At 67.5% G+C, this 24,987-nt stretch carries 17 protein-coding genes; 10 read left to right on the top strand and 7 right to left on the bottom strand.

Annotated elements, in window-relative coordinates; genetic code table 11:
* Nucleotides 1-127: 127 nt before the first annotated feature.
* Complete coding sequence (locus tag E4N62_RS45145; RefSeq protein ID WP_230224122.1) at nucleotides 128-1,597, bottom strand: ketol-acid reductoisomerase; 1,470 nt, start codon at nucleotides 1,595-1,597, stop codon at nucleotides 128-130.
* A 282-nt stretch (nucleotides 1,598-1,879) separates the two neighbouring features.
* Entirely contained in the window at nucleotides 1,880-2,575 is a 696-nt protein-coding gene (locus E4N62_RS45140) for a FadR/GntR family transcriptional regulator (RefSeq protein ID WP_230224121.1), read from the bottom strand.
* 290 nt (nucleotides 2,576-2,865) lie between these two features.
* On the opposite strand from E4N62_RS45140, the gene E4N62_RS45135 reads away from it, so the two are divergent.
* Nucleotides 2,866-4,131, top strand: a complete 1,266-nt coding sequence (locus E4N62_RS45135; RefSeq protein ID WP_230224120.1) for an MFS transporter — start codon at nucleotides 2,866-2,868, stop codon at nucleotides 4,129-4,131.
* Here E4N62_RS45135 and E4N62_RS45130 read toward each other — a convergent pair.
* The 4 genes from E4N62_RS45130 to E4N62_RS45115 all read right to left on the bottom strand — a co-directional run bounded on the left by E4N62_RS45130 (nucleotide 4,113) and on the right by E4N62_RS45115 (nucleotide 7,966).
* A complete protein-coding gene (locus E4N62_RS45130; RefSeq protein WP_230224119.1) occupies nucleotides 4,113-4,619 on the bottom strand; it encodes a PPC domain-containing DNA-binding protein in 507 nt (168 codons plus the stop codon). The two genes, E4N62_RS45135 and E4N62_RS45130, sit on opposite strands and share 19 nt — an antisense overlap.
* A gap of 54 nt (nucleotides 4,620-4,673) precedes the next feature.
* Nucleotides 4,674-5,645, bottom strand: a complete 972-nt coding sequence (locus E4N62_RS45125; protein ID WP_230224118.1) for a glycosyltransferase family 2 protein — start codon at nucleotides 5,643-5,645, stop codon at nucleotides 4,674-4,676.
* The gene (locus E4N62_RS45120; protein ID WP_230224117.1) at nucleotides 5,642-6,814 is read right to left on the bottom strand and encodes a DegT/DnrJ/EryC1/StrS aminotransferase family protein; all 1,173 of its coding nucleotides are present in this window, start codon (nucleotides 6,812-6,814) and stop codon (nucleotides 5,642-5,644) included. Before E4N62_RS45120 ends, E4N62_RS45125 begins: the two co-directional genes overlap by 4 nt.
* Nucleotides 6,815-6,898: 84 nt before the next feature.
* Nucleotides 6,899-7,966, bottom strand: coding sequence for a glucose-1-phosphate thymidylyltransferase (locus E4N62_RS45115; RefSeq protein ID WP_230224116.1), 1,068 nt, complete (start codon nucleotides 7,964-7,966; stop codon nucleotides 6,899-6,901).
* Between the two features lie 194 nt (nucleotides 7,967-8,160).
* On the opposite strand from E4N62_RS45115, the gene E4N62_RS45110 reads away from it, so the two are divergent.
* The 9 genes from E4N62_RS45110 (at nucleotide 8,161) to E4N62_RS45070 (ending at nucleotide 23,993) form a co-directional block, all read left to right on the top strand.
* On the top strand, nucleotides 8,161-9,507 hold the full coding sequence (locus E4N62_RS45110; RefSeq protein WP_230224115.1) for a nucleotide sugar dehydrogenase: 1,347 nt from the start codon (nucleotides 8,161-8,163) through the stop codon (nucleotides 9,505-9,507).
* On the top strand, nucleotides 9,414-10,547 hold the full coding sequence (locus tag E4N62_RS45105) for an NAD-dependent epimerase/dehydratase family protein (protein ID WP_230224113.1): 1,134 nt from the start codon (nucleotides 9,414-9,416) through the stop codon (nucleotides 10,545-10,547). The genes E4N62_RS45110 and E4N62_RS45105 overlap by 94 nt, the downstream gene beginning before the upstream one ends.
* A 204-nt stretch (nucleotides 10,548-10,751) precedes the next feature.
* A complete protein-coding gene (locus E4N62_RS45100) occupies nucleotides 10,752-11,561 on the top strand; it encodes a class I SAM-dependent methyltransferase (RefSeq protein ID WP_230224111.1) in 810 nt (269 codons plus the stop codon).
* A 41-nt stretch (nucleotides 11,562-11,602) separates the two neighbouring features.
* Nucleotides 11,603-12,364 (top strand): phytanoyl-CoA dioxygenase family protein, encoded by a 762-nt coding sequence (locus tag E4N62_RS45095; protein WP_230224109.1) that lies wholly within the window; start codon nucleotides 11,603-11,605, stop codon nucleotides 12,362-12,364.
* A 90-nt stretch (nucleotides 12,365-12,454) separates the two neighbouring features.
* The gene (locus tag E4N62_RS45090) at nucleotides 12,455-14,248 is read left to right on the top strand and encodes a hypothetical protein (protein WP_230224107.1); all 1,794 of its coding nucleotides are present in this window, start codon (nucleotides 12,455-12,457) and stop codon (nucleotides 14,246-14,248) included.
* On the top strand, nucleotides 14,245-16,872 hold the full coding sequence (locus tag E4N62_RS45085; protein ID WP_230224106.1) for a non-ribosomal peptide synthetase: 2,628 nt from the start codon (nucleotides 14,245-14,247) through the stop codon (nucleotides 16,870-16,872). Before E4N62_RS45090 ends, E4N62_RS45085 begins: the two co-directional genes overlap by 4 nt.
* A 5-nt stretch (nucleotides 16,873-16,877) precedes the next feature.
* Complete coding sequence (locus E4N62_RS45080) at nucleotides 16,878-18,191, top strand: type I polyketide synthase (protein ID WP_230224104.1); 1,314 nt, start codon at nucleotides 16,878-16,880, stop codon at nucleotides 18,189-18,191.
* A complete protein-coding gene (locus tag E4N62_RS45075) occupies nucleotides 18,181-22,623 on the top strand; it encodes a MupA/Atu3671 family FMN-dependent luciferase-like monooxygenase (protein ID WP_230224102.1) in 4,443 nt (1,480 codons plus the stop codon). The genes E4N62_RS45080 and E4N62_RS45075 overlap by 11 nt, the downstream gene beginning before the upstream one ends.
* A complete protein-coding gene (locus tag E4N62_RS45070) occupies nucleotides 22,620-23,993 on the top strand; it encodes a condensation domain-containing protein (RefSeq protein ID WP_230224099.1) in 1,374 nt (457 codons plus the stop codon). Before E4N62_RS45075 ends, E4N62_RS45070 begins: the two co-directional genes overlap by 4 nt.
* A gap of 10 nt (nucleotides 23,994-24,003) precedes the next feature.
* Here E4N62_RS45070 and E4N62_RS45065 read toward each other — a convergent pair whose 3' ends face one another.
* The gene (locus tag E4N62_RS45065) at nucleotides 24,004-24,738 is read right to left on the bottom strand and encodes a class I SAM-dependent methyltransferase (protein ID WP_230224097.1); all 735 of its coding nucleotides are present in this window, start codon (nucleotides 24,736-24,738) and stop codon (nucleotides 24,004-24,006) included.
* Nucleotides 24,739-24,987 lie beyond the last annotated feature (249 nt).

The following is a 24,987-nucleotide window of genomic DNA, read 5'->3' as shown; positions in this document are numbered from 1 at the left end:
CCAGACTGAGATCGTGAGGGGCTGTCTACCAGAAGGCTCATCACCTCGTCTTCACCACCAGGCACTTTCTGCTCCGCACAGCGGAGTGAGCCGCCAGGCGGGATTTCTGCGTGGCTACCTCACAGAACTACTCCACATAGATGTCGACGGCCGGACGGAGCTCACCACACGTACGGAGCACGTCATGGATGGGATGCGCGAGGAAGGCGTCGAAGGCGGACGCGTCCACTGTCCCCTCGTCGACGGCCGGGTACGCTTGCTCGGTCAGCAGGTAGTCGAAGCGCCCCGCCCACTTGCGGGCGCCCAGCCTGGCCGTGACGGAGCAGTTGTCCACCATGTAGGCCACGCCACGGGCTCGCATGTAGGGGTTGAGCGAATCCACGCTCTCAATCACGGACTCGTTTGCGATTTCCGAGTAGGGATGACCCCGCTCCATCAGCACGTCGATCTGCGCCATCATTACGCCGCAGTAGACGCCCGCAGTGAACGGGTCGAGCGGAATCTCCTCCTCGACCCTCGTGGCCCGCACCTTCTCCCCGATCCGCCACATCTCGGCACCGTCGATCTTACCGAGCGGGTAGCGCTTGACTCGCTCGCCGGCGAGGACCACGCTGCGGATCTCGTTCCCGGACCGGACCTCGTCATGGATCTCGGTGACGAGCTCGCAACCGACTGGGTAGGCAGCACTGTAAGCCGTGCGGAACGTCTCGCGGTCCTGCTCGGTCAGCTGCTCGTAGACGGCACGGATGCCCTGCTTCGAGATGATCCGTGTGATCGGCCCCGTGATGGACTCGGTGGAACGCGTGAAGGCTTCCTCGGGAGCGACTCCCTCGCCCCGGTAACGGCGGTAAAGGCTCTCGACGATGCCGTGCACCGCGCCGAGCAGGATGCTTCGCTCACCGGCGATGTCTGAGATGTATTCCGAGCTGAGTGTCGTCTGGAAGGTGTACGGCGAGCCGAGTGCAACGGACCAGCCCAGCGCACGGTCCACCGCCTTGCCGGTAACGTCCTGGTGGACGGCGAAACTGGCGTTGATCCCGGCACCATTGACTTCGGCACCCTGCTCGTACAGCGCGCGCACAGACCGCCCCATGCCTTTGGGGCAGACGGCGATGACATCGATGTTGTCCGGGAAGGCTCCCCCGGTGTTCTGGAGGTGACCGAGCAGGAAGCCGTGTGAAAGCCCAAGGGTGGTGCCCGGCTTCAGCGTCGCGAAGACGCGGGGCGCCAGTTCTGTCTGTGCAGCGTCGGAAATCAGTAGCAGCACCATGTCGGAGGCGGCCATGACCTCGAACATCTCGCCCAAGGTGCCGTTCTCTTCGGTGAAACCGGCCTTGCGTGCGTCCTCCATCGAACCGGAGCCAGCCCTAAGACCCACCACGACACGCACGGCACCGGCCAGTGAGTCCCTCAGATTCTGCGCCTGCGCCGAGCCTTGCGGACCCCAGCCGATGACGCCAATCTGGTCGATCCCCTCGAATGCCTGCGGCAGACGTGGGAAGAGATTTCGACCGCCTCGGACAATCGCCTCCCGGCGGTCGGCGACCTGAATGTACTCCTTGTCGAAAACCTTGCTCTCGAAGTCGAGTGGCTGCACCTGAACTGCTCCTGTCACGTGTGACGGCATAGAGAAAGCCGGAAAGGCTTGGAGAGTCGGCAGCGTGATGGAACCGGTGCCGACGGGCTGTCGACCCAGCTCTGCCGAGGTCGCTCAGCAGCGGCCGCGTCAACCGCACGTCCGGTGAGGTGGCGGACGCTGTGCGCGGCAAGCGGCGGGGGTGCGCGAGCTCACCGTCGTTCCGGGGATTGGTACTACCATACATGCCCCGACGCTGCCGCTGCGACGCCGCGCACTAGCGGAGCGTGGTGTCTCGCGTGCTCAGCGCGAACTGTTCGACTCGGTCTTCCGCCGGGCCGTCACATCGGCTGGCCATCCGCCGACTGGGTCCGTCGCCTTTTGAAATGCGCTGAAATGAGCGTCGACCGCTGCAGCGGCGGCAGCGGGACTGCCGCTCTCGACCGCGCGGTGGATGGAGTTATGGGTGTTGACCATGAGGTCACGATCGTGCGCCAATTCGCGCATCCGGTAACGACGTTCGAGGATCGATTCGCGCAGCGCGTGGACCAAGGCCTGGGAGAAGAACACCAACGCCGGATTCTCTGACGCCTCGAAGAGCGCAGCGTGGAAGGCCAGGTCGGCACGGTCCAACTCCTCGGGATCCGTGGCCCGCTCCATGACCAGCACCTGCCGGCGCATATGTGCCTGCAGGACGGGATCGCCGTTGATGGCTGCTTCAATGGCTGCCTGTCGCTCCAGGCCGACCCTGACGCTATGCAAAGAGGGCAGGTCGAGACCGCTGGCGTTCGTGCCGATGTCTAGGGCGAACGCCAACCCTTCGGGGTCCAGTGCCTGCACATAGGTGCCGGAGCCTGTCACCCGGCGCAGAACGCCGAACGCTTCGAGGAGCTGGAGACGATCTCGCAGGGCCGTACGGCTGACACCGAGACGCTCAGCAAGCAACCGTTCGCTTGGCAGCCGACCTCCGAGGCCGATTTCCCTGACGACATCGATCAAGCCTCGGGCGATCGGGTCCGACCTGAACCCCTCGGACATGCTTCCCCCTCGCGCCGCATCGTGGTCCGACATCACAAGTCCCTTTCTCCTCGCACAAGCGCGCCGTTGCCCAGGACCTTGACAATGGTCATACCGCTCAGACAATTAGCCATACCACAAGCACCAGAGCCGCGCTGGAAGGGACTGCCGTGTACTCCCCTGCCGACCAGAACCCACCCACTCCTGGACACGGGACCGTCGACCCTTCTGGCAAGGTAGCGCCCCCTTCAGTACCAGCATCGCCGGAAAGCATGAGCCGCATCGCCACGGCGAGCCTCATCGGCACGGCCATTGAGTTCTACGACTTCTACATTTACGGGATCGCGGCCGCCCTTGTCTTGAATGAAGCGTTTTTTCCCAATCTTTCCCCTGCCACGGCCACGTTGGCATCGTTCTCCACCTACGCTGTCGCCTTCGTTGCCCGCCCTCTTGGATCTGTGGTATTCGGGCACTTCGGCGACCGCGTCGGCCGCAAGTCTATGCTGGTCGTCTCGCTGCTTCTGATGGGATTGTCGACCGTTGCCATCGGCTTGCTGCCCTCGTACAGCACGTGGGGTCTCTGGGCACCGATCGCACTCGTGACCTTGCGCTTCCTGCAAGGAATAGGGCTGGGTGGGGAGTGGGGCGGTGCGGCGCTGCTCGCAGTGGAACACGCGCCTGCCAAGAGGCGCGGCATGTTCGCGGCCTTCCCTCAACTGGGGCCGTCACTGGGATTCTTCGCCGCCACCGCGGTCTTCCTGGCGCTGTCCACCGGCCTCAGTGAGAGGGCCTTCTCCATGTGGGGGTGGCGTGTGCCGTTCCTCGCCTCCATAGTTCTGGTGGCCGTGGGGCTCATGGTCCGGCTGAAGATCAGCGAGACCCCAGCTTTTGCGACAGTGATGGCCCGGAACGACGCTAGCCGTATTCCCTTCGTTGAGGTGTTGCGTGCCCACCCGAAGGAACTACTTCTCGGAGCGGGTGCCATGACCGCGGCGTACGGCCTCTTCTACACCGCCACGACGTACTGCCTGTCCTATGCGACCGGGCCGCTCGGCGTGGAACGCAACACCATGCTCGTCGTGTCGCTGGTCGCCGTGCTGTTCCTCGCGGCTGGTACATGGCTCGCGGCGGTGCGTTCCGACACCTTTGGACGGCGAAAAATGGTCCTGGCAGGTACGGCCGCAGCCACCCTCTGGGGACTCGCCCTCTTCCCCTTGATGGACACCACCCACCCGCTGCTCATTACTCTCGCACTGGGCGGTGCCCTGTTCTGCATGGGACTGATCTATGGCCCGATGGGCGCGTACCTCCCAGAACTCTTCCAGGTCAGGGTGCGATACTCCGGGGCAAGCCTGGCCTACAACCTGGGCGGCGTGCTTGGGGGCGCGCTGACTCCGATCGTGGCCGCACAACTCCAGTCGGGCATCGGTTCCTCTGCCGTCGGCTGGTACGTCAGCGCGCTGGGTATGGTGTCTCTCTGCTGCGTACTGCTGCTGCCCGAGACGCGGCAGCGGGACCTTTACTCGTCGGCCGGGTGAGACTGCGCTGAACACTGGGGACCGGTGACGAAAACGGGATGGAACCCGGCCAGCCCGTTGCCGTCGAACCCGTGCAGGGGCTGCCTGCGCCACAGCGCCGAGGAGGCGGCGATCAGACCGAGCTCCACCGTGACCAGGACCCGCGCCTCATGGACGTGGCCGGCGAAAACCCCGCCTTCGGACGACGCGAAGACCCCGTGGAGATGGGCAAAGGGCACCTCGTCGAGGTCATAACCCACATGTCCTTGCAGAGACCCTATCTCCGTGCATCCTTCGTGCCTCCTGGGCTTGGAGTAGGCAGGAGTTCCCGAGCTGTCTCGGATCGCAGTGGAGTAGACAACCTTCTCGACACTCCCGACCGCACTCGCGATGGCCATCGCCGGCAGCTCGTACTCCTTGGCCAGTAAGCACAGGCTGTCAGCGATGTCCTCGCCGGGTTCGAGTCGCACCAGATAGAATCGAGGCGACTGTTCGGGCTGGACGTCCAACGCGTTTCTCCCTCATGCCGTTGCCACACGCACCCTGTCCGATCGGGCACGTGATTACAGGAAAGCCCTGTCTGGCCGCCGCATTAGGTGCTGCATGAGGTCGTCGACCCGATCTGCTCGAAGCAGCGAGTAGCACTCCTGATCCCTGTGGTCGAGCTGTTCGAACACGTGTTGCTCGGCCTTCTCGCAGAACGCGACTGCAAAGGCGAGGATCTCCTCTTGGACGGCGGGAGCGACGTGCGGGACCGCAGTGAGCAATATCAGGAGATCATGGTCTAGCGCGACTAGGTCATAGGCCCTCTTCAGGTCTGCACTGCGCTCGCCCAGGAAGCCCGAAATCGTCCTGACCTGCTGCATTCGTCCGTCGAGGAGGGACAGGTCGTACACGCGCTGAGTAGTGGACAGGGGGCCTTCGTCACGTTGCCGCCAGAAGTACACCGGGCCGGACAGCACGTCAACGGCGCGCGCAAGCACGTGCGCACGAACGGCGAGGCATCCGTCCTCGAAGGGGTGCTCGGCGTACAACAACTCCTTCTCCTCCCAGAAGGAACGCCGGTACACCTTGTTCCACACCGTGCGATCGCCGAGAAGGTTCGTCCACCGCGTGATGTGGGTGCTCTTCCGCGAGGCGTCAAAGATTCCCTCGTGGAGCGGTGACGACCACTCGCCCTCGCGGTTGAACCTCCGCACTCCGCCACAGGCGATGTCGGAACCAGTCTCGCGCAGGGAACCGACCAGCCGTTCATAGGCGTTCTCCGCAACGATGTCATCGCAGTCCGAGAAGGCCAGGTAGCGCCCGGTCGCCTGCTGCAGGCCGGTGTTGCGCGCCGCACCCGATCCACGGTTCTCCTGGCAGACGAGACGGAACCGGCTATCGCGGCGCGTGTACTCGTCGGCCAGGTCCCGGCTCGCGTCAGTCGAGCCGTCGTCGACGAGGATGACCTCCATATCGCTCAGAGTCTGCCCGGCTACCGAGTCGAGACAGCGCTCGAGATAGAGCTCCGAGTCGTAGACCGGGATGATCACGCTGAGTTCTGGCTGCACTGGTGCTTCCCCTTCCGGACGGTGCTTTCGATGACATCGCAGATGTAGTCCACGTCCTCATGCGTGAGCAGCGAGTGCATCGGCAGCGAGAGTTGGTGCCGCCAGAACCAGTCGGTATGCGGAAGGTCCGACAGCTTGTACATCGGATAACTGTCGATGCGCCGGAAGTGGACGCCGGTGCCGACGCCCGCCTCCTCCAGCGCGGCCATCAGGCCGTCGCGGTCGTCGGCCATGACGGGCATGAGGAAGTTGCTGCTGCCAGCGGTGTGCGGGTGGTTGAGCGTACGAACTCCGGGCATGGAGGCCAACCGCCGGGCATAGTGAGCGGCCAACCGGGCGCGCGCTGCGTTGACCTCGTCGAGCACGTCGAGCTGCGCCAGCCCTATCGCGGCCTGTATGTCGCTCATGTTGTACTTGAAACCGACCTCGTCGACGGCATAGTCCCAGTTCCCAGGGACGGTTGACGCGTCGTTTCTGTGGCCGATCCCGAGCCGGCGTATCCGGCGGCCCCGCACGGCGTCATGTTCGGTGGGGACGACCAGCGCACCGCCTTCGCCTGTGGCAAGGTTCTTGGTGGCCTGGAAGGAATAGGCCTGGAAGGTGCCGAGTTCCCCAAGGGGCCGGTCCCGGTACCGAGCGCCGCAGGCGTGGGCGCAGTCCTCCAGTACGGCGATGCCTGCCTGTCGTGCCAGGGCTCGAATCTCGTCCATGGAACTCACTGCGCCCGCGTAGTGCACGGCGATGACGGCCGCGGTGCGCGGAGAGATCAGCGTCCGTATGTGTTCCGGGTCGATGTTGCCGGTGGAGGGATCGATGTCGGCGAAGACAGGGACGGCCTGCTCGTACAGGACAGCATGGCCAGTTGCCACGAACGTGTTGGCCGGGAGAATCACCTCGTCGCCTGGGCCGATGCCCATGAGGCGGAGGGCCAGATGGAGCGCGGCGGTGCCGGAATTGACGGCGACCACGTGACGGGCCCCGATCTTTTCGGCGAATGCCGCCTCGAACTCTTCGGTGACGGGTCCCAAACCGATCCACGGCGAGTCCAGGACCTGCGCTACTCGCTCCTTTGCCGTCGCGGGCACCACAGGGCGAAAGAGCGGTATCGATAACAGGTTGTACTTATCGGATCGGGGGGTTGGAATGGCCATCCGGACTCCTTGTTCGAGATACCGAAAACCGTTCGGTCCCACCCCGATGGGATTTCATCACAGTGGGTGAAGACCCGTCAACAGTCAGGAAGTTATCTGCACTTTGCTGTAGTCGCCAAGGACAAGTTGATGAGCTGCAGGACTGCGGGGGGCCGGCGTGACCTCCACGCTGCGGCCGATGAGTGAGGCCTGCACGCGGCGAACACCCTTGATGGAGGAGTCGCGCAGCACGATGGAGTACTCGATTTCACTGTCGTCGATTCGACAGTTTTCGGAAACCGACGTAAATGGCCCGATATAAGAACCGGTGATCACCGAGCCAGGACCGATGACGGCCGGTCCGACGATGCGCGAGCCCCGCACTTCGGCGCCCTCATCGATCCGCACCCGGCCGATGATCTCGCTCGAGACATCGACCGTTCCCTCGACATGGGGCTCGAGCCTCTCCAGGATTGAGCGGTTCACCTCGAGCATGTCGCCGACGTTCCCGGTGTCCTTCCAGTAACCGGAAATGGTGGTCGAGCGGACATCGTGCCGGGTGTCGATGAGCCACTGGATGGCGTGGGTTATCTCGAGTTCGCCGCGCCATGAGGGTTTGATCGAGCGTACGGCCTGATGGATTGCCGAGGTGAAGATGAAGACTCCGACGAGCGCCAGATCGCTCTTCGGCCGGGTCGGCTTCTCCTCCAGGCGGACGACCCGGTCCTCGGCGTCCAACTCGGCCACCCCGAAGGCGGTGGGGTTGGATACGGGGGTGAGGAGGATCCTCGCGTCGGGCCGTTCCGCACGGAAGTCGTCGACGAGACCCGTGATACCGCCAAGGATGAAGTTGTCACCGAGGTACATCACGAAGTCGCTGTCGCCTAGAAATTCATGGGCGATCAGCACCGCATGCGCCAGCCCCAGCGGGGCTTCCTGACGGATGTACGTGGCATTGATGTTGAACTTGGTGCCGTCGCCGACAGCCTCCTGGATCTCGTCAGCGGTTTCGCCGACGATGATGCCGACGTCGGTGATGCCGGCCTCCGCGATCGACTCGAGGCCATAGAAGAGGACGGGCTTGTTGGCGACTGGCACCAGCTGCTTCGCAGAGGTGTGGGTGATGGGGCGCAGGCGGGTGCCTGAGCCGCCGGAGAGTACGAGAGCCTTCAAGGACGTAATCCCTCCCCTTGGCCACTCTGGGCCGCAGAAGCCTCGTTGGGTGTACGTCGCGGCGGTCCAAGCCTCGTTGACGCACCCTGACGGCAATCACTAGAGTGCCAGACATGGTCATACCAATGCCAGATGCGGTGAACCATTTTTGGCAGGTATTACCCAGTGACTCGACCTACCCTCAGAGGGCGCTCATGCGGCTCACCAAGGACGAGACCCAACAAACAGTGGCCGTGATCGGGCTGGGTTACGTCGGCCTGTGCCTTGCGGCAACCCTGGCCGACCGCGGCCAGCACGTCATCGGCATCGATGTCACCCCTGAACGTATCGACGAGTTGAACAACGGCCGGCCCAGCCTTCATGAGGAGGGACTGCGGGAGTTGGTAGGCGACGCTCTCGCACGCGGTCGGCTGCGCGTCACCACCGACTACGCCGCGGTCTCCGCCGCCGACGTGGTGATCGTGGCCGTCGGCACCCCCGTGACCGAGGACGGATCCCTGGCCGATACCCAGCTGCGCAGTGCCTGCCTGTCCTTGAGCGACCACCTTCGGCCCGGGCAGCAGGTGGTCCTGAAGAGCACCGTGCCGCCCGGCACCACCCGGGAACTGGTGCTGCCGCTGCTGGAGAGGAGCGGCCTGACCGGCGGGAAGGACTTCTTGCTGTCCTTCAGCCCCGAGCGGCTCGCCGAGGGCACCGCGCTCCGAGAGCTCCGCACCTTTCCCATCGTGGTCGGCGGGATCGACGAACGCAGCACCCGGGAGGCCGGCGAGTTCTGGCGGCGCTCCCTGGGGGTTGAGGTCATGCCTCAGGACTCCCTCGAGGCGGCGGAGGTCGTCAAGCTGGCCGACAACTGGTGGATCGACCTCAACATCGCGCTCGCCAACGAACTGGCGAAGTTCTGCGAGCTATTCGATGTGGACGTGCTGGACGTGATCGCCGCCGCCAACACGATCCCCAAGGGCAGCGGCAACGTCAACATCCTGCTGCCCAGTGTCGGCGTCGGCGGCTCCTGCCTCACCAAGGACCCGTGGATGGTGTGGCAGTCGGCCCGCAGGCGCGGCCTGGACATTCTCACTGCCCCGGCGGGCCGCGCGGTCAACTCCGGCATGCCGGCTCACACCGCCCGGCTGATACTCGACGACCTGGCCGCGCGGCGCAAGGACCTCACCACGGCAACGGTCGCGGTACTCGGCCTTGCCTTCAAAAACAACACCGGGGACCTGCGAGCCACGCCGGCGCACGCGGTCGTCGAAGCACTGGCCAAGGAAGGCGTGCGGGTTCGGGTGTACGACCCGCTGACAGACCCCGCGCAGGTGGAGGCGCTCATGCAGCTGAAGCCGGCCGCGAGTCTGCACGAGGCGGTCCGCGGCGCCGACTGCCTGGCAGTGCTCGCCCTGCACCGGGAGTTCGAGGACCTCGACTTCGCGAAGCTCCCCCTCGCCGACTCGTGCCTCGTCCTGGACGGGCGGGCCTACCTTCCCAAGGAGAAGATCGTGGCGATACGTCGGCTGGGTTACGGCTACCGGGGAATCGGACGTTGAACGCCTCCCGCGCCCTGGTCACGGGGGGTTCCGGATTCATCGGAGGCCACTTGGTCGACCGGCTCCTGAAGGATGGCTGGGATGTGACCGTCTTCGACGGCACGCCTCCCGGCGGCGCCGGCGCCCCCGAGCGTGAACACGTCAGACACGTCATCGGAGACGTGCGGGACGCCGGACAGCTGGAGACGGCCGCCAAGGGAGCGGATGTGGTCTTCCACCTGGCCGGAGTCGTGGGTGTGGACCAGTACCTCGCCCGACCGCTGGACGTCATCGACGTCAACGTCTCCGGCACCCGCAATGCGCTCTCGGCCGCCGCGCGGGTCGGCGCACGGGTGATCGTAGCCAGCACCAGCGAGGTCTTCGGCAAGAACCCCTCCGTGCCATGGCGGGAGGACAGCGACCGGGTGCTGGGACCGACCACGGCCGACCGCTGGGTGTACTCCTCCAGCAAGGCCCTGTGCGAGCACCTGACGTTTGCCTTCGTCCGCCAGCACGGGCTGCAGGCCACGGTCGTGCGCTACTTCAACGCGTACGGGCCCTGGCAACGGCCCGCCTTCGTCGTCAGCCGCAATGTGCACCGGGCTCTCAACGGACGTCCACTCGTGGTCTACGACCAGGGCGAGCAGACCCGTTGCTTCACGTACGTGGACGACGCGGTGGAAGGCACCGTGCGGGCTGCCCTGAGCCCGAGAGCCGTGGGCGAAGCCTTCAACATCGGCAGCATGACGGAGACCCCCGTGAGGGAGGTCGTGGAGCTCATCGCCACCCTCACCGGTTCCACGACCGTCGTCACACCTGTTGACACGGCCCGGGCGCTGGGCCCCGCCTACCAGGACCTGCGGCGCCGGATCCCCGATGCCACCAGGTTGTGGGAGCTCCTCGGCTGGAGGTGTGGCACCACGCTGAGGGACGGGCTGACCCGGACCATCGAGTGGGCGCGCACCCATCCGCAGTGGCTGGCCATCCCGGACAGCGGCGCGGACGGCCAGGCGCAGTCTGCCCCCGCGTCTGTCCGGCAGTCCGACGGGCCACGTCCATGAAGAGGCTCTGTCTCATCGATTGACCCTCGCCACAAGCGGTTGCTAGGCTCTTTGGTAACACCAAAGTGGCGTTCGGCCATACCGAATGCCCGCAGCGGTCGGCGTCAGAGCTCGCTTCCGCCGGACCGTGTGCTCTCTCCCTCCCACGTCCGTGTTCTCCCCACCTCCGCTCCCCCACGGAATGCGCAGAAACAGGAGATGACCATGACGTCTGCCTCCCAGGACCTGGTGAACGATTTCGGAGAGGAACAGCCCATAGGCGCGCGTCATTACCGCGCCTGGGTCGGACCCCCGGAATACTACGACCGAATCGGAGCTCTTCAGTTCACGACGCTGGCCCGAATGGGTCTGCGTGAACACCACAAACTACTGGATGTCGGCTGTGGGTCGCTGCGCGGCGGACGGCTTTCCATCATGTATCTGCGCCCTGGTCATTACTTTGGCATCGAGCCCACCGCATGGGCGCTGGAGGACGGCAAGCGCGCGCATCTGGGCGAGGAGCTCCTCGCCATGAAGAAACCGGCCTTCAGCAATGACGCCGATTACACGCTGACCGAGTTCGGCGAGACATTCGACTTCATTCTGGTCCACTCCGTCTTCGCCCATGCGCCTGCCGTGCAGATCCGTCGCTGCATGCAAGAAGCCCGCAAGGTGATGGGTAAACAGTCGGTCCTTCTCGCGACGTATCTGGAAAGCGACGAGGACCACGTGGGTGACGAATGGGTATACCCCTGGGTTACCGAGTTCAGGCCGGAGACGATCACGCAGATCGTGACGGAGGCCGGACTCAAGTGCGTGCACCTGGACCTTCCTCACCCCTTCGACCAGCGATGGTTCGCTGTCGTGGACCCCGAGAACGACATGGACCTCGCGGCGCGTGCGGCCGGCAGCGAGTTCACGTACGAGACCCATCTGCAGGACAAACTGCGGCACTTCGGGGTCCGGCACAGGTCGTACGCCGACTACTTGAGGGACGACCTCGAAAAGCGCACCGAGGACAGGACGCCGCGTTGAGCAGAAGCGGGGCCACGGCCCGACCCACAACGGAGGTGGACATGCGCCTTACCGACCAGGAGATCACCAGCTACCGAGAGCGCGGCTATCTGCTCCGCAGCGCAGTGCTGTCGGCAGAGGAGGTCCGGCTCATGCGCGCCGCAGTGCCGGATCTCATCACGCACAACCCCGAAGCGACCCTCGCCAACAAGGGCAACGGCGACGTGCGCCTGGTCTTCGGACCGCACCAGGCATCGGAGACCTATGCGGCCGTCATGCGCCTGCCCCGTGTCCTCGAACCGGCCAGGCAGTTGCTGGGCGGTGACGTGTACGCCCATCAGACCAAGGTGACCCTCAACACCCGCCAGGGCAACGAAGGATGGGTGTGGCATCAGGACTATGCCTTCTGGCGCAGCAGGGACCGGGTCCCGGGCCCGGACATCCTCAGCGCGGCGGTCTTCCTCGACGACGTGACACACGTCAACGGACCTTTGTTCATCGTCCCCGGCTCCCACCGCGGCGGGCTGCTGGAGACGGAGGACGGCGTGCTCGACCGCGAACGCATCACTGAAGTCTGCACGGTGAACGGGATCGATGTCCCCACCGGACCGGCGGGCTCGGTGCTGTACTTCCACGGCAGCGCGGTGCACGGTTCGCCCGGCAACATCACCCCCTTCGACCGCCGCATCTTCTACATCACGTACAACGCGGTCTCGAACGCTCCCGAGTCCTTCACCGACATGCCGCCGGAGTACGTGTCGGCCACCGACCACTCCGCGCTCAGCGCCGTGGACGACTCGGCACTCCTCGCGGCGACCGCCTGACAGCCGGAAGAGAGAGGCTCCATGGCGCTTGTTAGCGCAGGGGACGCGCTCGGTACCCAGCACCTGAATGGGTTCGTCGTCGTTCCCACCGTGCATACGCTGGCCACGGCCGGGTTTCTTGAAGGATCGGCGGCCCGCGGCTGGACCGCCCTCAGCGAGGCCTATCGGGAGGCCACCGGACGCGATGCGGCTCCCGAGCGTCTGGGCGGTCTACTGGCCGCGGTCCGCACGCTGGGCCTGAAGGGATGGGCCGAACTGCGCGGACGTGGAGCGGACAGCAGCGTGCGGTTGACCGCCACCGGGCGTGCGATCGCCACGGTGGCGGCCGCGCACGACGAAGTACTCGCCGATGCAGTGGCGTTCACGCGCGGCACCACCGGATTCCTCTCAGGGATCTGGTCGAACCGCCGACTGGACGACGACCTCGTGGACCTCCTGGACAGGCTCTCTGCCCAGATGGCCGCCGGGTGGGAGCTGACCGGGCCACCTGCCGCCGAGGGCGAACGCGCCGTGCGTGAGATGCGGACCGCACTCGACGGAGTGCTGGTCTGCCCCCTGCTCGTCGCGATGGGAAGGTCGGACGGTCTACGCAACCTCAAGCCGGGAGCCTGCCTCCCACCGACGCCGTGGCATCATCCGGCGATGACGCGCGTCCTGGTGACCGCCGGACTGGCGGCCCGGGACGGCGACGAGGTGCGGCTGTCCGAACTCGGGGCCGACCGGCTGCGCCACGCCGCGGACTACGGGGTGACCGTCTCCTACGCGGACGTGCTGAGCGACCTGAGCGCATCCGTCTTCGGGGGATCGTGGCGTACGAGCCGTTCCGACTCCGATGTGTCCCGCGCCACGAACATCTGGGGAAGCGCGGGACACAGCGCTCTGCGCCGGCTGCGGGCGGAGCTCATCAAGGACGTGCTGCTTCCGGTCTTCGACCGGCCGGACCTGGCGGAGCAGCCGGCGGGGCTGGCGGACACGGGCTGCGGTTCGGGGCTGCCCCTGCGAGAGGTGGCGGAGCTGGTGATACGCCACACTCGCCGCGGCCGTCACCTCGACACGCACCCGCTGCTGGTGGTCGGCGGCGACATCAGTCCCGAGGCTCGCGCCCTCTCCGAGCGGACGCTCGCGGACCTGACGGACACGGACGGGGTGGCTCACCTGGTGCTGGAGGCCGACGTGGGCGACCCGGAATCGTACGACGCCTCCCTCCGTGCCCGCTGCTCGGAACTGGGCCTGCCCCAGGTGGGCCTGGGCGATCTGCTGCACATGCAGATGTTCCTGCTGCACGACCGGGAGCTCTCCGTGCGCGGACCAGGACCTGCCCGGGAACAACTGCGGGAGGCCCTGTCGACGTGCAGTCCAGCGGCTCTGGCCGACACCCTGGCGCTGGTGGGCGTGCCCATGGTGCCGCCTGATCCTGAAGCCGCGCTCTCCGCGGTCACCGACCAGTTCACCGTGGATCAGTGCGACGAGGGAGCACTGGTCCCCGGCCTCGTGGCGGCGGCCGACCTGGTGGCCACGGTGCGCCGCTGGCGGCCGTATCTGCGGCACGGTCTGCTGATGGCCGAGGCCCACGCACCACGCCTGACCGCCCCGGGTGCCGACGAGGGCGCACTGGGCGGGGATGCCGCCGTCGAGCTGGACCCCTCACCGGCCGTATGGGGGATCCACTCGGCCTCCAGCCAATTCCTGATGCCCCAGCAGGAGCATGAACTCGCCATGGTGCTGGGGGGTCTGGCGTGCGCGTACCGCAGGGCGACCGGGACGTCGGGGGTGAGCGTGGCTCACTGGGTGCACAGCGAGGAGGTCTATTTCGATCTCCGACTGCCCGCACTGCCCGAGTTCGCGTTCCCGTCGCCGGAACCCCGGAAGGTGGGCGTCCGATGATCGAGCCGTCCGCCGTACCGGAGGAGGAACACGCGAGGTATCCGGCAGTGGCCGGCTACTGGCTGCAAGCCTCGGCGTCCCGCTCCCCCTTCAGTTACCTGCCCGGAGACACCGTGGCGGCCCGCTCCGCCGAGGGACCTCGCTCCGGGTACCGGTACACCGTTCCGACAGCCGCGGAGACGGCCGCCCGGATCGCGGATCTGTGCCGACAGGACGACTTCCTGGCTCACTGCCTGTTCACCGCCGCGGTAGCGGTCACCGCGGCACGGTGGACGGCACGCCACGAGGCGGTCCTGGTGGTGCCGCCACTGATCGGTCTCCCCGCGTCCCGGACCGCTGATGGCCCGCCGACCGGGCTGGCGCTTCCGGTGGCGGTGCCGATGGACCTCTCCGCGGCCGCCCTGCTGGTCCGCGTGCGACAAGAGCTTCTGGCGGTGTACGGCCGACAGCTCCACGTCCCGCGGTCGGCCGTCCACCCGGCGGGAGCCCCAGGCATCGCCGTCCACATACCAGCCCTGCACGGCCCGACCCCGCCCGCTGCATCAGTCGTCCTGAGCACGGACCTGACGGGGGGCGAACCCGGCGACCTCCGGGTCGACGCGGATGCGTCGCTGTACACGGGCGACCTCCCCCATGCCTTCGCCGAGGCCTGCGCCGACGTCCTCGCACAGATGGCCGCCGGTCCCTGCCGCGATCTCGCCGAAGTGGTCGACGTGGCGGAGCGCGCCGGTGGCCGGCCGCACTCGGTGGTGCTGGGCGACCGGCCGACGGTTCCGGCGGAGTCGGTTGCCGAGCTGTTCCGGCGTCAGGCGGCACTGACTCCCCGTGACACGGCCCTGATATGCGGGGTGGAGCGTGTCACCTACGAGGAGTTGGATGTCCGCTCCGACCAGTTCGCCGCCGCCCTGGCCGACCGGGGTGCGGGTCCCGGAGACCTCGTCGGGACCGTTCTGGACCGGGGCGTCGAGGCCGTGGCCGCTGCCCTGGGGGCCCTCAAGGCGGGCTGCGGGTATGTGCCACTGCCTCCCGACCAGCCCTCGGCCCGGATTGCCGCGGCGATCGCGGCGACGCTACCCTCAGCCGTGCTCGTCGACGGTCCGGCGGCGCCGGAGGGCATCCCGCCCGACACGGTTGTTGTGCGCACGGCCGATGTCGGGCCCGCACCGGGGCCCGTACGACCGGCAGCGCTCCGGGGCGCGCTGTGCGTGCTGTACACCTCGGGCAGCACCGGGGTGCCGAACCCCGTCGCGATCGGCGAGTCCGCCGTCCTGAACCGGCTGCACTGGATGTGGCGCACTCAGCCCTTCGGACCCGGTGAAAGCCTGGTCCTGACCAAGTCCCTCGGGCTGGTCGGCTCCTTGTGGGAGTGCTTCGGCGGTCTGCTGCGCGGCGTGCCGACCACGATCCTCACCGCCCACGAGCTGCTCGACCCGGGCCGGCTCTGGGACCTCCTCAGGGCCCGCCGCGTCACCCGGCTCCATACCACCCCCGCCGTGCTCGACATGCTGCTGGACGAGGCCGGACGACGGGACGGCGAAAACCTCGACTCGCTCAGGCGGGTGTCGACCAGCGCCGAGCCGCTGGCGCCTGTGACCGCAGCCCGCTGGCGGCGGCGGTTCCCCGAACACGCACTCGTCAACCTCTACGGCCTGACGGAGTGCGCCTCCAACGTGGCCGTGCAGGAGGTGGGCGAGGCCGCGGACACCCAAGCCCGCATCCCGATCGGGCGGCCGATCGATCATGTGGGCCTGTACGTCCTGGACGAACGGCGGCATCCGGTCCCGCGCGGCGCCCTGGGTGAACTGCACGTGGGGGGCCGCTGCGTCGCGGACGGCTATCTGAACCGACCCGAGCTGACACGGGATGCCTTCCTGCCCGATCCTCACTTCGCCGCAGACGACGCGCGAACCAGCATGTTCCGCACCGGCGACCTGGCACGCGTGCGTCCCGACGGCACCCTGGAGGTGCTCGGCCGTCTGGACCGCCAAGTGAAGATCCGTGGATTCCGGGTCAGCCTGGAGGAGGTCGAGTACACGCTCGGTCGCCACCCGCAGGTGGCCGAAGCCGCCGCCGTGGATGCCGGCCAGGGAGAGGACGCACGAATCGTCGGGCATGTCGTGCCACGCCGGGCGGAGCCGGGGCGGCCTCCGGTCGGGCCACAGGAACTACGAGCGCACTGTGCCGCGCTGCTGCCCTCCTACATGATCCCCGCCGAGTTCGTCATGTGGTCCAGCCTGCCGCGTACACGCTCGGGAAGGTGGCCCGCAGCGCGCTGCCGACGCCCACGGCCACCCCGTCAGCGGCTCCCTGCCCCCGCCCACCGGGCGGTCCTGGAAGCCCTCGCCGGGCTGCTCGGCAGGAACGTCACCGCCGCGGAGCGACTGGACGACCTGAACATGCATTCGCTGCGCATGGTCAGACTGCACCGGCGCCTGGCCGCGCACTTCGGCGACCGCGTGGAACTCCTGGACCTCTTCCGCTGCGCGACGGTTGGGGACCTGTGCTCCCTGACCGAGAACGGCCGGGGTTCCTCACCCGGCGACGACGAGCGCTTCCAGCGCCGGGCGGAGCTTCGGCGCCGCTCCCTCGTCGCAGCCCGCCCCACGATGGACCGCAGGAGATGAGCCTCATGGACGACGCCATCCATCACCCATACAGTGTGGCCATCGTCGGCATGGCCCTTCGTGTGCCCGGCGCTTCGGACGTCACCGGCTACTGGCGGAACCTGTCCCAGGGCGTCGAATCGATCTCCCGGTTCGACCGGGAGGAGCTGGCGCATTCGGGCATCCCCGCGGTGCTGCTGGACGACCCGGACTACGTACCCGCCAAGGGTGTGCTGGCCGAGGCCGACGTGTTCGACTCCGAGTTCTTCTCCATCTCCCCCCGCGAGGGAGAGATGATGGACCCGCAGCACCGGGTGTTCCTGGAGACCGCCTGGCATGCCCTGGAGGATGCCGGTTACGACCCCGACCGTCTGGACGTGCCCGTCGGTGTGTACGCGGGCTCCCGCATGAGCCAGTACGCCTTCAATCTGTACGACCAGGCGAAACTGCACACCGACCTGGACGAACTGCCGCTGCTCCTCGGCAACGACAAGGACTATTTGGCCAGCAGGGTCTCCTACCAGCTCGGCCTGCGGGGCCCCAGCGTGGCGGTGCATACCGCCTGCTCGACTTCCCTGGTCGCGGTCGCCATGGCCTGCGACAGTCTGCTGACCCATCAGTGCGACATGGTGATCGCTGGTGGTGCCCGGGTCAGCCTCCCACTCCGGGCGGGCTATCTGCACAGCGAGGACAGCATCACCTCCCCTGACGGCCACTGCCGCGCTTTCGATGCCGAAGCCGCCGGAACCGTGTTCGGCGACGGGGTGGGAGCAGTGGTCCTCAAGCGTCTGGAGGACGCGGTCTCGGACGGTGACCACATCGAGGCGGTGATCCGGGGCTGGTCCGTCAACAACGACGGCCGCGCCAAGGTGGGGTGGACAGCCCCTTCGCTCGACGCCCAGGCAGAGGTGATGTCCCAGGCCCTGGCGACAGCCGACGTTGCTCCACGCAGTATCGGCTATGTGGAGACCCACGGCACGGGCACGGCCTTGGGCGACCCACTGGAGATCGCGGCGATGAATCAGGCGTACGGTACAGAAGAATCGGACATTTGTCCGATCGGCTCCGTGAAGCCGAACATCGGGCACCTCAGTGCTGCCGCCGGGATCGCGGGGCTCATCAAGGCGGTCCTCGTGCTCGGACACCGGGAGATCCCACCAAGCATCAACTACCGCTCGCCCAATCCGCAGATTCCGTTCGGTATGGGCCCGTTCTTCGTGAACACCGAGCTGAGGCCGTGGCCCTGCGGGGACACCCCCCGCAGGGCGGGCGTGAGCTCCTTCGGCATGGGCGGCACCAACTGCCACATGATCATTGAGGAGGCCCCCGATGCGCGGTGACGAGGCCACAGCCGATCTGCTCATGCTGTCCGCCCGCACGCCGCAGGCGCTTCGCACGCTGGCGGAGACCGTGGCGACCCATCTCGGGGGAGACGGCGCGGGCCTTCTCCTGGCGGACGTGGCGTACACCCTTCACCGTGGGCGGCGCCAGCACCCCGCACGAGCCGCCGTGGTCGCCGGCGAACTGGAAACCGCCGCCCGGGCGCTGAAAGGCGGGCAGTGGACAGAGACGGGGACCGCAGGCGAGAAGGCACCTGCCGTGGCGCTTGTGCTGCCGGGTCAGGGCAGCCAGCGCCCAGGCATGTTCCAGGACTTGTACCGGCATTCCGCCGTCTTTCGGCGACATGTGACGGAGTGCTCCGCGCTCATGGCCGAACCGCTCGGTCTGTCCCTGTCCGAGGCCGTCTTCGGAACCGGGGAAGACGCGTCGCGTCCCGACATCGACCTGCACGCGACGCAGTACGCCCAACCTGCGCTGTTCATGGTGTGCACGGCCGCCGGCCGACTGCTGGAGGAGTGCGGGATCCGGCCATCGGCGATGCTGGGGCACAGTCTGGGTGAACTCTCGGCGGCCTGCCTGGCGGGGGTCTTCTCCCTTGCCGACGCCGCCCATCTGGCTGTGGCCAGGGGGAAGTTGATGCAGCAGGCGGAGCCCGGCGCGATGCTCGCCGTACCGCTGTCCGAGGAGTCCGTCGCGACTCGGCTTCCCGATGGCCTGGAGATCGCCGCGGTGAACGGGCCCCTGCTCACTGTGGTTTCGGGGCCGGTGACGGAAGTGGAACGCTATGCATCCTCGCTTGGTGACGAGGATGTGCCAACCACGCGCCTGCGGACCTCCCATGCCTTTCACAGCGGTTCCATGGATCCCGCTGTCGAACCGTTTACCGAGCTCGTGGCCGCGTGCGCACCGCGCCCACCGGAGATTCCCGTGATCTCCACCGTGACCGGTGACTGGCTGCGGACCGAGGAGGCCACGGACCCCGCTTACTGGGGGCGGCAGATACGCCTGCCTGTGCGCTACCTCGATGCGGTCAGCACCTTGTTCCACTCCCGTGCAGCCGACCTTGTGGTGGACACGGGCCCCGGTCCCTCGATGGCCGTTGCCGCGCCTGCGGACACCTCCGCGGACGACGGCGACCGCCCGAGTCCGCTACTGGTCGCCACGCACGGCAACCGGCTGGGGTATCTCAAAGCCCTGGGAGCGGCCTGGACGCGGGGATGCGAAGTAGACCTGCAACCGATGGGCGACGGAAGACCAGGACGCCGGGTCTCTCTGCCGGGCTATCCCTTCGCGCGGCGCAAGCTGTGGGTGGACGGCCGGTTCACCTCCGCCGAGCAGTCCGGGGGGCATCCGCCGGCGCCGGAGCAGACACCCGCCCCCGGCGCGCCCGAATTGTCCAGAAAGGCTTCCAGTGACTGGTTCTGGACCCCCGTGTGGCGGGCTGCGGACCCAGGGGAAAGCGCCGTCGGCACGGTGGGGAACTGGCTGGTGCTGACGGCCGACGGGACGGTGGGAGATGCCTTCTCCGCCGCCGTGTATGCCGCTGGCGGCACGTCCCGCGTCGTGCGCGTCGAGCCGTCCGAGCTGCGGCTGCCGGGCCCCGAAGGGCCCCAAAAGGGTGACGAGTTGATCGTGGGCGCGCTCGCCGAGCCGGACTCCGCGGGGGCACCGGTCACCGACATCGCATATTTGCTTCCCTCGGAATGCGCGGTCGGGGACTCACCGGAGATCACGGAGCGTGCGGCCTTCCACGGTCTGGTAGTGCTCGCCCAGGCGCTCGCCCAGCGGGACCCGGAGCACGCCCCGCGCCTCCATGTCGTGACAGCGGGCGCGCACGCAGTGCGCACGGGGGACACGGTTGTCGCCGAGCAGGCGATGGTACTGGGCCCCGTGCGGGTGCTGCCGCTGGAGAACCCGGGACTGTCCGTGCGGGCTGTCGACCTGGACCCCCTCCTGGTCGCTTCGGCTCCCGACCGGGCAGCCGAGGATCTGCTGGCTGAACTGCGGTCACCCGGTCCGGCGGTGGTCGCGCTGCGCGACCACACCCGATATGAGCAGGACTTCACCCCGGTAGACCCCGTGGACGCCAACGACACCGGGGACGCTCCGGAAGGACCGGCGCTTCGGCAGGGCGGAACCTATGTGATCACCGGTGGACTGGGGGGTATAGGTGCCACTCTGGCTCGCCTGCTCACCACCGAGTACGACGCCCGCGTCCTCCTGGTCGGCCGGAGCCCGCTCGGCGAGCGGCAACACGTGCTGGACGAACTGGGCGGGCCGCGTCAGGTCCACTACACGGCCGTCGACGTCCGCGACGAGGAACAGCTTGGCAGCGCTCTCGCCGAGGCAGCGGAACGATTCGGCCGGATCGACGGCGTCTTCCACTGCGCCGGTGTGGCCGGGGCCGGTCTGACGGCCCAGAAGACCGAGGACGAGGCCGTCCACGTTCTTGGCCCCAAGGTGGCCGGCACGCGTGCGCTGCGCGGGGCCCTCGCCGGGCATGAACCGGACTTCGTGCTGCTGTGTTCTTCCCACAACTCCTTGCTCGGCCGGTTCGGACAGGTCGACTACTGCGCGGCGAACGCCTTCTTGGACGCCTTCGCCTACCGGGAGAATGGACAGACGCGTTGGCTGAGCGTCAACTGGGACGTGTGGGCCGAGGTCGGCATGGCACTCGAGACCGATCTGCCCGAGCAGCTCCGTCAATGGCGGCAGCGCACCCTTGCCTACGCGATCCAGCCGGAGGAGGCCGGCGAGGCCGTGCGGCGCGCGCTGGCCGTCGGTGCGCCCCAGGTCATCGTCTCCACCCGGGACTTCCGTCAGGTGGCGGCCCGGCACACGGACGACGAGGCCAACCGGTTCCGACACGCCGTGGGCCGCTTGGCCGCCTCCAAGCCCGCCCGCTCCACGGCCGGAAGCTCCACGGCCGACGCGCCGCCGCGCACTCCGCTCGAGTCGCGCCTGACCACCTTGTGGTGTGATGTGCTCGGCGTGGACAGCGTCGGCCTCCACGACGACTTCCTCGATCTGGGGGGCCACTCCCTGGTGGCGACCATCCTGCTGGCCCGGATTCGCCGTGAACACGGTTGCCGAATCTCGTTGCGTTCCTTCCTGGAACGCCCCACTGTTGCGGCAGTCGTGGCGGTGATCGAGGGCCGCGCGCCCGAGGTTTCTCCCTCCGGTGACGGGGCTGTGTCCCCTCCACCGTCGATGGGCCTCACGCCACCGGCGTCCGGTCAGCCTCCGTCCTCGACGGGACGTCACGCGCCTGTAGCCCGCGTGGAGGAGCCAGGTCCCATCACTGAGGCCGCCTCACCGCCCGCCGTCGCCGTACCCGTCACCGACGACCCCGGTGAGGAGCAGCCCGTCCAGGCGAGCCTGCTCTTCTTCTCCGCGGACGCTTCCCGGCCGGGGGGCGCGAGCTACGACCTGGTGCTGCAGGCCGCGCGGTTTGCAGACGAGCACGGCTTCCAGGCGGTCTGGCTGCCCGAACGGCACTTCGCCGCGTTCGGTGGCCTCTATCCCAACCCCGCCGTCGTGGCCGCCGCGCTCGCCGTCACGACCAGCCGCGTCCGGTTGCGGGCCGGGAGCGTCATCTCACCCCTCCACCACCCGGTCAGGATCGCGGAGGAGTGGGCCGTGGTCGACCGGCTGTCCGGGGGAAGAGTGGACCTTTCCTTCGGATCCGGTTGGCACGTCAACGACTTCGTGCTTGCTCCTCGGTCGTATGACGCACGCAAGTCGCGGATGCTCGAGGACATCGACATGGTGACCCGGCTGTGGCGTGGCGAACGAGCCGCGCTGCCCAACGGCGCCGGAGAAACGACGGCGGTGCGCGTCTACCCCGCCCCGGCCCGGCGGCAGATCGACGTTTGGCTGACGGGAGAGTCCCGGAGCACCTTTGAACAGGCAGGGCGCATGGGAGCGAACGTCCTCACCGCCATGATGCACCAGCAGCCGGACGCTCTGGAGGAGAACATCGCCGCGTACCGGGAGGCACGCGAGGCCGCCGGGCACGATCCGCAGGCCGGTCAAGTCACCCTGATGCAGCACACGTTCTGCTCACGCTCGCCCGATGCCGTGTGGTCGAGGCTGGAGGCCGCCTTCGAGCGGTACATCTCAGCCAATCTGCATCTGCAGAGCGACAACGCGCAGGGGCTCGGGGCCGGTGGCCTGGATATCGGCCCGGCCGAGGCCCGGGTACTGGCCGAACGCAGGCTCACCGACCTGGTCGAGCGCAGGGGGATCATCGGTGATGTCGAGCACTGCGCGACCCGCTTCGGGCTGCTCAGGTCCAAGGGCGTGGACGAGATCGCGTGTCTGGTCGACTTCCTGCCGGACGACGACCTGGTCCTTGACGGACTCCACGATCTGCGGACGGCCGTGGTGTCGCACCGGGCGACGGTCACGGCCGGAGAGAGGGCACTATGACGCGTCCCGAGTTCCGCACGGTGGAGTTCGAGGGGGCACGCTCCGGGACGTACCCCCTTACCTGGGCCCAGAAATGGATGTGGCGAGCTGTCACCACTCAGGCGCCTCGCCTGGAGCGGCTCAATGTGCCGATCGTCGTGGAGATCCCCTCCGGCTGTGACCTCGCCGACGTACTGGTGGCGCTCGCCGCTCTCCTGGAACGTCACGAGTCGCTGCGCACCCGGTTCACCGTGGACGAGTCGGGCACTCCCCGTCAGGTCGTCACCCAGGCGGGGGAACTGAGCGTCGAACTGCGCGAAATCGGCGACGAAGCGGTCGGCGAAGCTGCGCAGCGGCTGGCAGAGGAGATGTCGGCGGTTCCGTTTACGGTGCCCGAACTGTCCGTGCGAGCCGGTGTGGTGACCTCAGTCGGCGCACCCGCCTTCGTGGTTCTGGTCGCCTTCCACATGGCGGTCGACGGGTGGAGTGTCCGAATTCTGTCCGAAGACCTGGCCGCGATACTGCGGGCGTCCTTTCGCGGGCTGCCGTATCCGCCGGCCTCCGCCATCAGGCAACCCGTCGACAGGCTGGCGTACGAGCTGGGCACGGAAGGCAAGGAGGCGTCGACGGAGGCGGCACGCCACTGGGAGCGAACCGTGGCCCGCTTCCCCGCGAGGATGCTGCCCCGCTCCACGTCAGCCCCTGAGACGCCGCGGTTCCAGGAAAGGTGCCTGTACTCCGCGGCGCTGACCGTCGCGTCGCGGACGCTCGCCGCACGGCACCGGGTCACTCCGGGAACGGTGGTCCTGGCCTTCGTCGCCGAGCTGCTGGCCCGGCGCTCCGGGAACACCGGCTGCGGCGTCCTGATGTTCTCCCACAACAGGTTCGACGACTCCACTGCGAACCTGTCCGGGATCATGTTGCAGAGCGTGCCGATATACCTCCAGGTTGAGGGCCTCTCCCTTGCGGAACGCCTCAAGCAGACACAGCGGGCAGGCCTTGTGGCCAGCGCGTCGGGTCAGTACGACCCGGAGCATGTGCACGCAATGCTGCGGGACCTGGCACGGCGTACCGGCCTGCGGCCGGACCTCGCCTGCGGTGTCAATCTCACGCTTCCGGAGGACCGGGAGAACGCGGCCGGAACGGCTTTGGACCCGCACGGTGCAGCCGAGGAGATCCGGCGACTGCTGACGAACACACGTGTGACGAGGCAGAGGGCACCCGACTGGGACGACATGAGGTTCTACCTGTCAGCCAGGGAAGAGCCCGAAGGCATGTTGGTGGCGGTGCGGGCAGACACCTTCGTGCTGTCGTCGACCGAGGCCGTGCACCTGCTGCGGGAACTGGAGAGGCTCGTTGTCGAAGCGGTCCTCGACGCCGAACAGGAGTGATCGCCGCTGGTCAGGCGCTCGCCATCGGCAGCCGCTTCCGGCAGAGGAACTCACCGTGCGTGGTGCGAGGAAAGGAGTGAGAGACGATCTCCAGACCGGCCCGTTCGATCATCCCTTCCAGAACCCAGGTGTACGTCGAGAACTCCTCACGCACATGGGTCTCGAAATCGGCGCGTGTGAAGCCCTCGCCCTGCGGACGGCTCGCGGAGTCGATCCACCGCTGGAGGTGGTCCTCTGCCTCGGCTGGGTCGAAGCTGAACATGACGTCCCACACATAGAGGGTGCCGCCCGGGCGGAGCACGGCGGCCGCGTTGAGGAGCGCCTGTTGCTTCCAGAAGTCCGGCAGCTGGTGCAGGGCGGACTTGGTGGTGACCACGTCGGCCGGTGCGGCTCGGTGCGCGTAGTCCAGGAAGCCAGCCCGGTGCCAATGCGGTGTGACACCGAACCGCCGGGCGCGGCCCCGGGCGTGGGTGAGCATCTCCTCCGAGACGTCGACTCCATGGGCCTCGGCCCCCCGCCTCGCCGCCTGGACGACCAGTGAACCGGTGCCGCAGCCCAGGTCGACCATGCAGATGCCCGCCGTGACGCCGAGACGGTCTAGAAGCGCATCGTCCGCGGCCGCATCCGTCCCTTGATTCCGGTCGTACGAGGCGACCGCAGCCGGGCTACTGAGATCGGTGCCGACCGGGGTGTACTCAGGGAACGACCATGAGGGATGGGAGCGTTTACTTTCAGTCTGCGACATGACTCATTTCTACGGTATTACCGCGAAATGCGACAGCAGCGACCCTGGGGAGGTGCTGTCCGGTCCGTTCCTGCATCAACTGACTGTGATAATGCCCGTGTGGGCCCGGTGAGTGAAACGGGCGCCTCGGCCGCTGCCCGATCTGCACGCCCAGCCGGTCCCGGCTCCCCCTGAACGCGTTGCTGTCTGCGGCGGCCGAGATCACGGCGTTGCACGACCTGGGACGCGACCTCACTCCACAGTGATCCA

This window comes from Streptomyces sp. MNU76 (genome assembly GCF_020982545.1).
Classification (GTDB): domain Bacteria; phylum Actinomycetota; class Actinomycetes; order Streptomycetales; family Streptomycetaceae; genus Streptomyces.
The sequence above is the reverse complement of the archived record's forward strand: the minus strand, read 5'-3'. Positions and strand labels throughout refer to the sequence as shown.

What these genes read in the sequence shown, in the direction of transcription:
- E4N62_RS45075 (WP_230224102.1), top strand. Translation starts at nt 18,181, where the DNA reads ATGCGCGGTGACGAGGCCACAGCCGATCTGCTCATGCTGTCCGCCCGC.
- E4N62_RS45110 (WP_230224115.1), top strand. Translation starts at nt 8,161, where the DNA reads ATGCGGCTCACCAAGGACGAGACCCAACAAACAGTGGCCGTGATCGGG.
- E4N62_RS45070 (WP_230224099.1), top strand. Translation starts at nt 22,620, where the DNA reads ATGACGCGTCCCGAGTTCCGCACGGTGGAGTTCGAGGGGGCACGCTCC.
- E4N62_RS45095 (WP_230224109.1), top strand. Translation starts at nt 11,603, where the DNA reads ATGCGCCTTACCGACCAGGAGATCACCAGCTACCGAGAGCGCGGCTAT.
- E4N62_RS45065 (WP_230224097.1), bottom strand. Translation starts at nt 24,738, where the DNA reads ATGTCGCAGACTGAAAGTAAACGCTCCCATCCCTCATGGTCGTTCCCT.
- E4N62_RS45120 (WP_230224117.1), bottom strand. Translation starts at nt 6,814, where the DNA reads ATGGCCATTCCAACCCCCCGATCCGATAAGTACAACCTGTTATCGATA.
- E4N62_RS45135 (WP_230224120.1), top strand. Translation starts at nt 2,866, where the DNA reads ATGAGCCGCATCGCCACGGCGAGCCTCATCGGCACGGCCATTGAGTTC.
- E4N62_RS45085 (WP_230224106.1), top strand. Translation starts at nt 14,245, where the DNA reads ATGATCGAGCCGTCCGCCGTACCGGAGGAGGAACACGCGAGGTATCCG.
- E4N62_RS45080 (WP_230224104.1), top strand. Translation starts at nt 16,878, where the DNA reads ATGGACGACGCCATCCATCACCCATACAGTGTGGCCATCGTCGGCATG.
- E4N62_RS45100 (WP_230224111.1), top strand. Translation starts at nt 10,752, where the DNA reads ATGACGTCTGCCTCCCAGGACCTGGTGAACGATTTCGGAGAGGAACAG.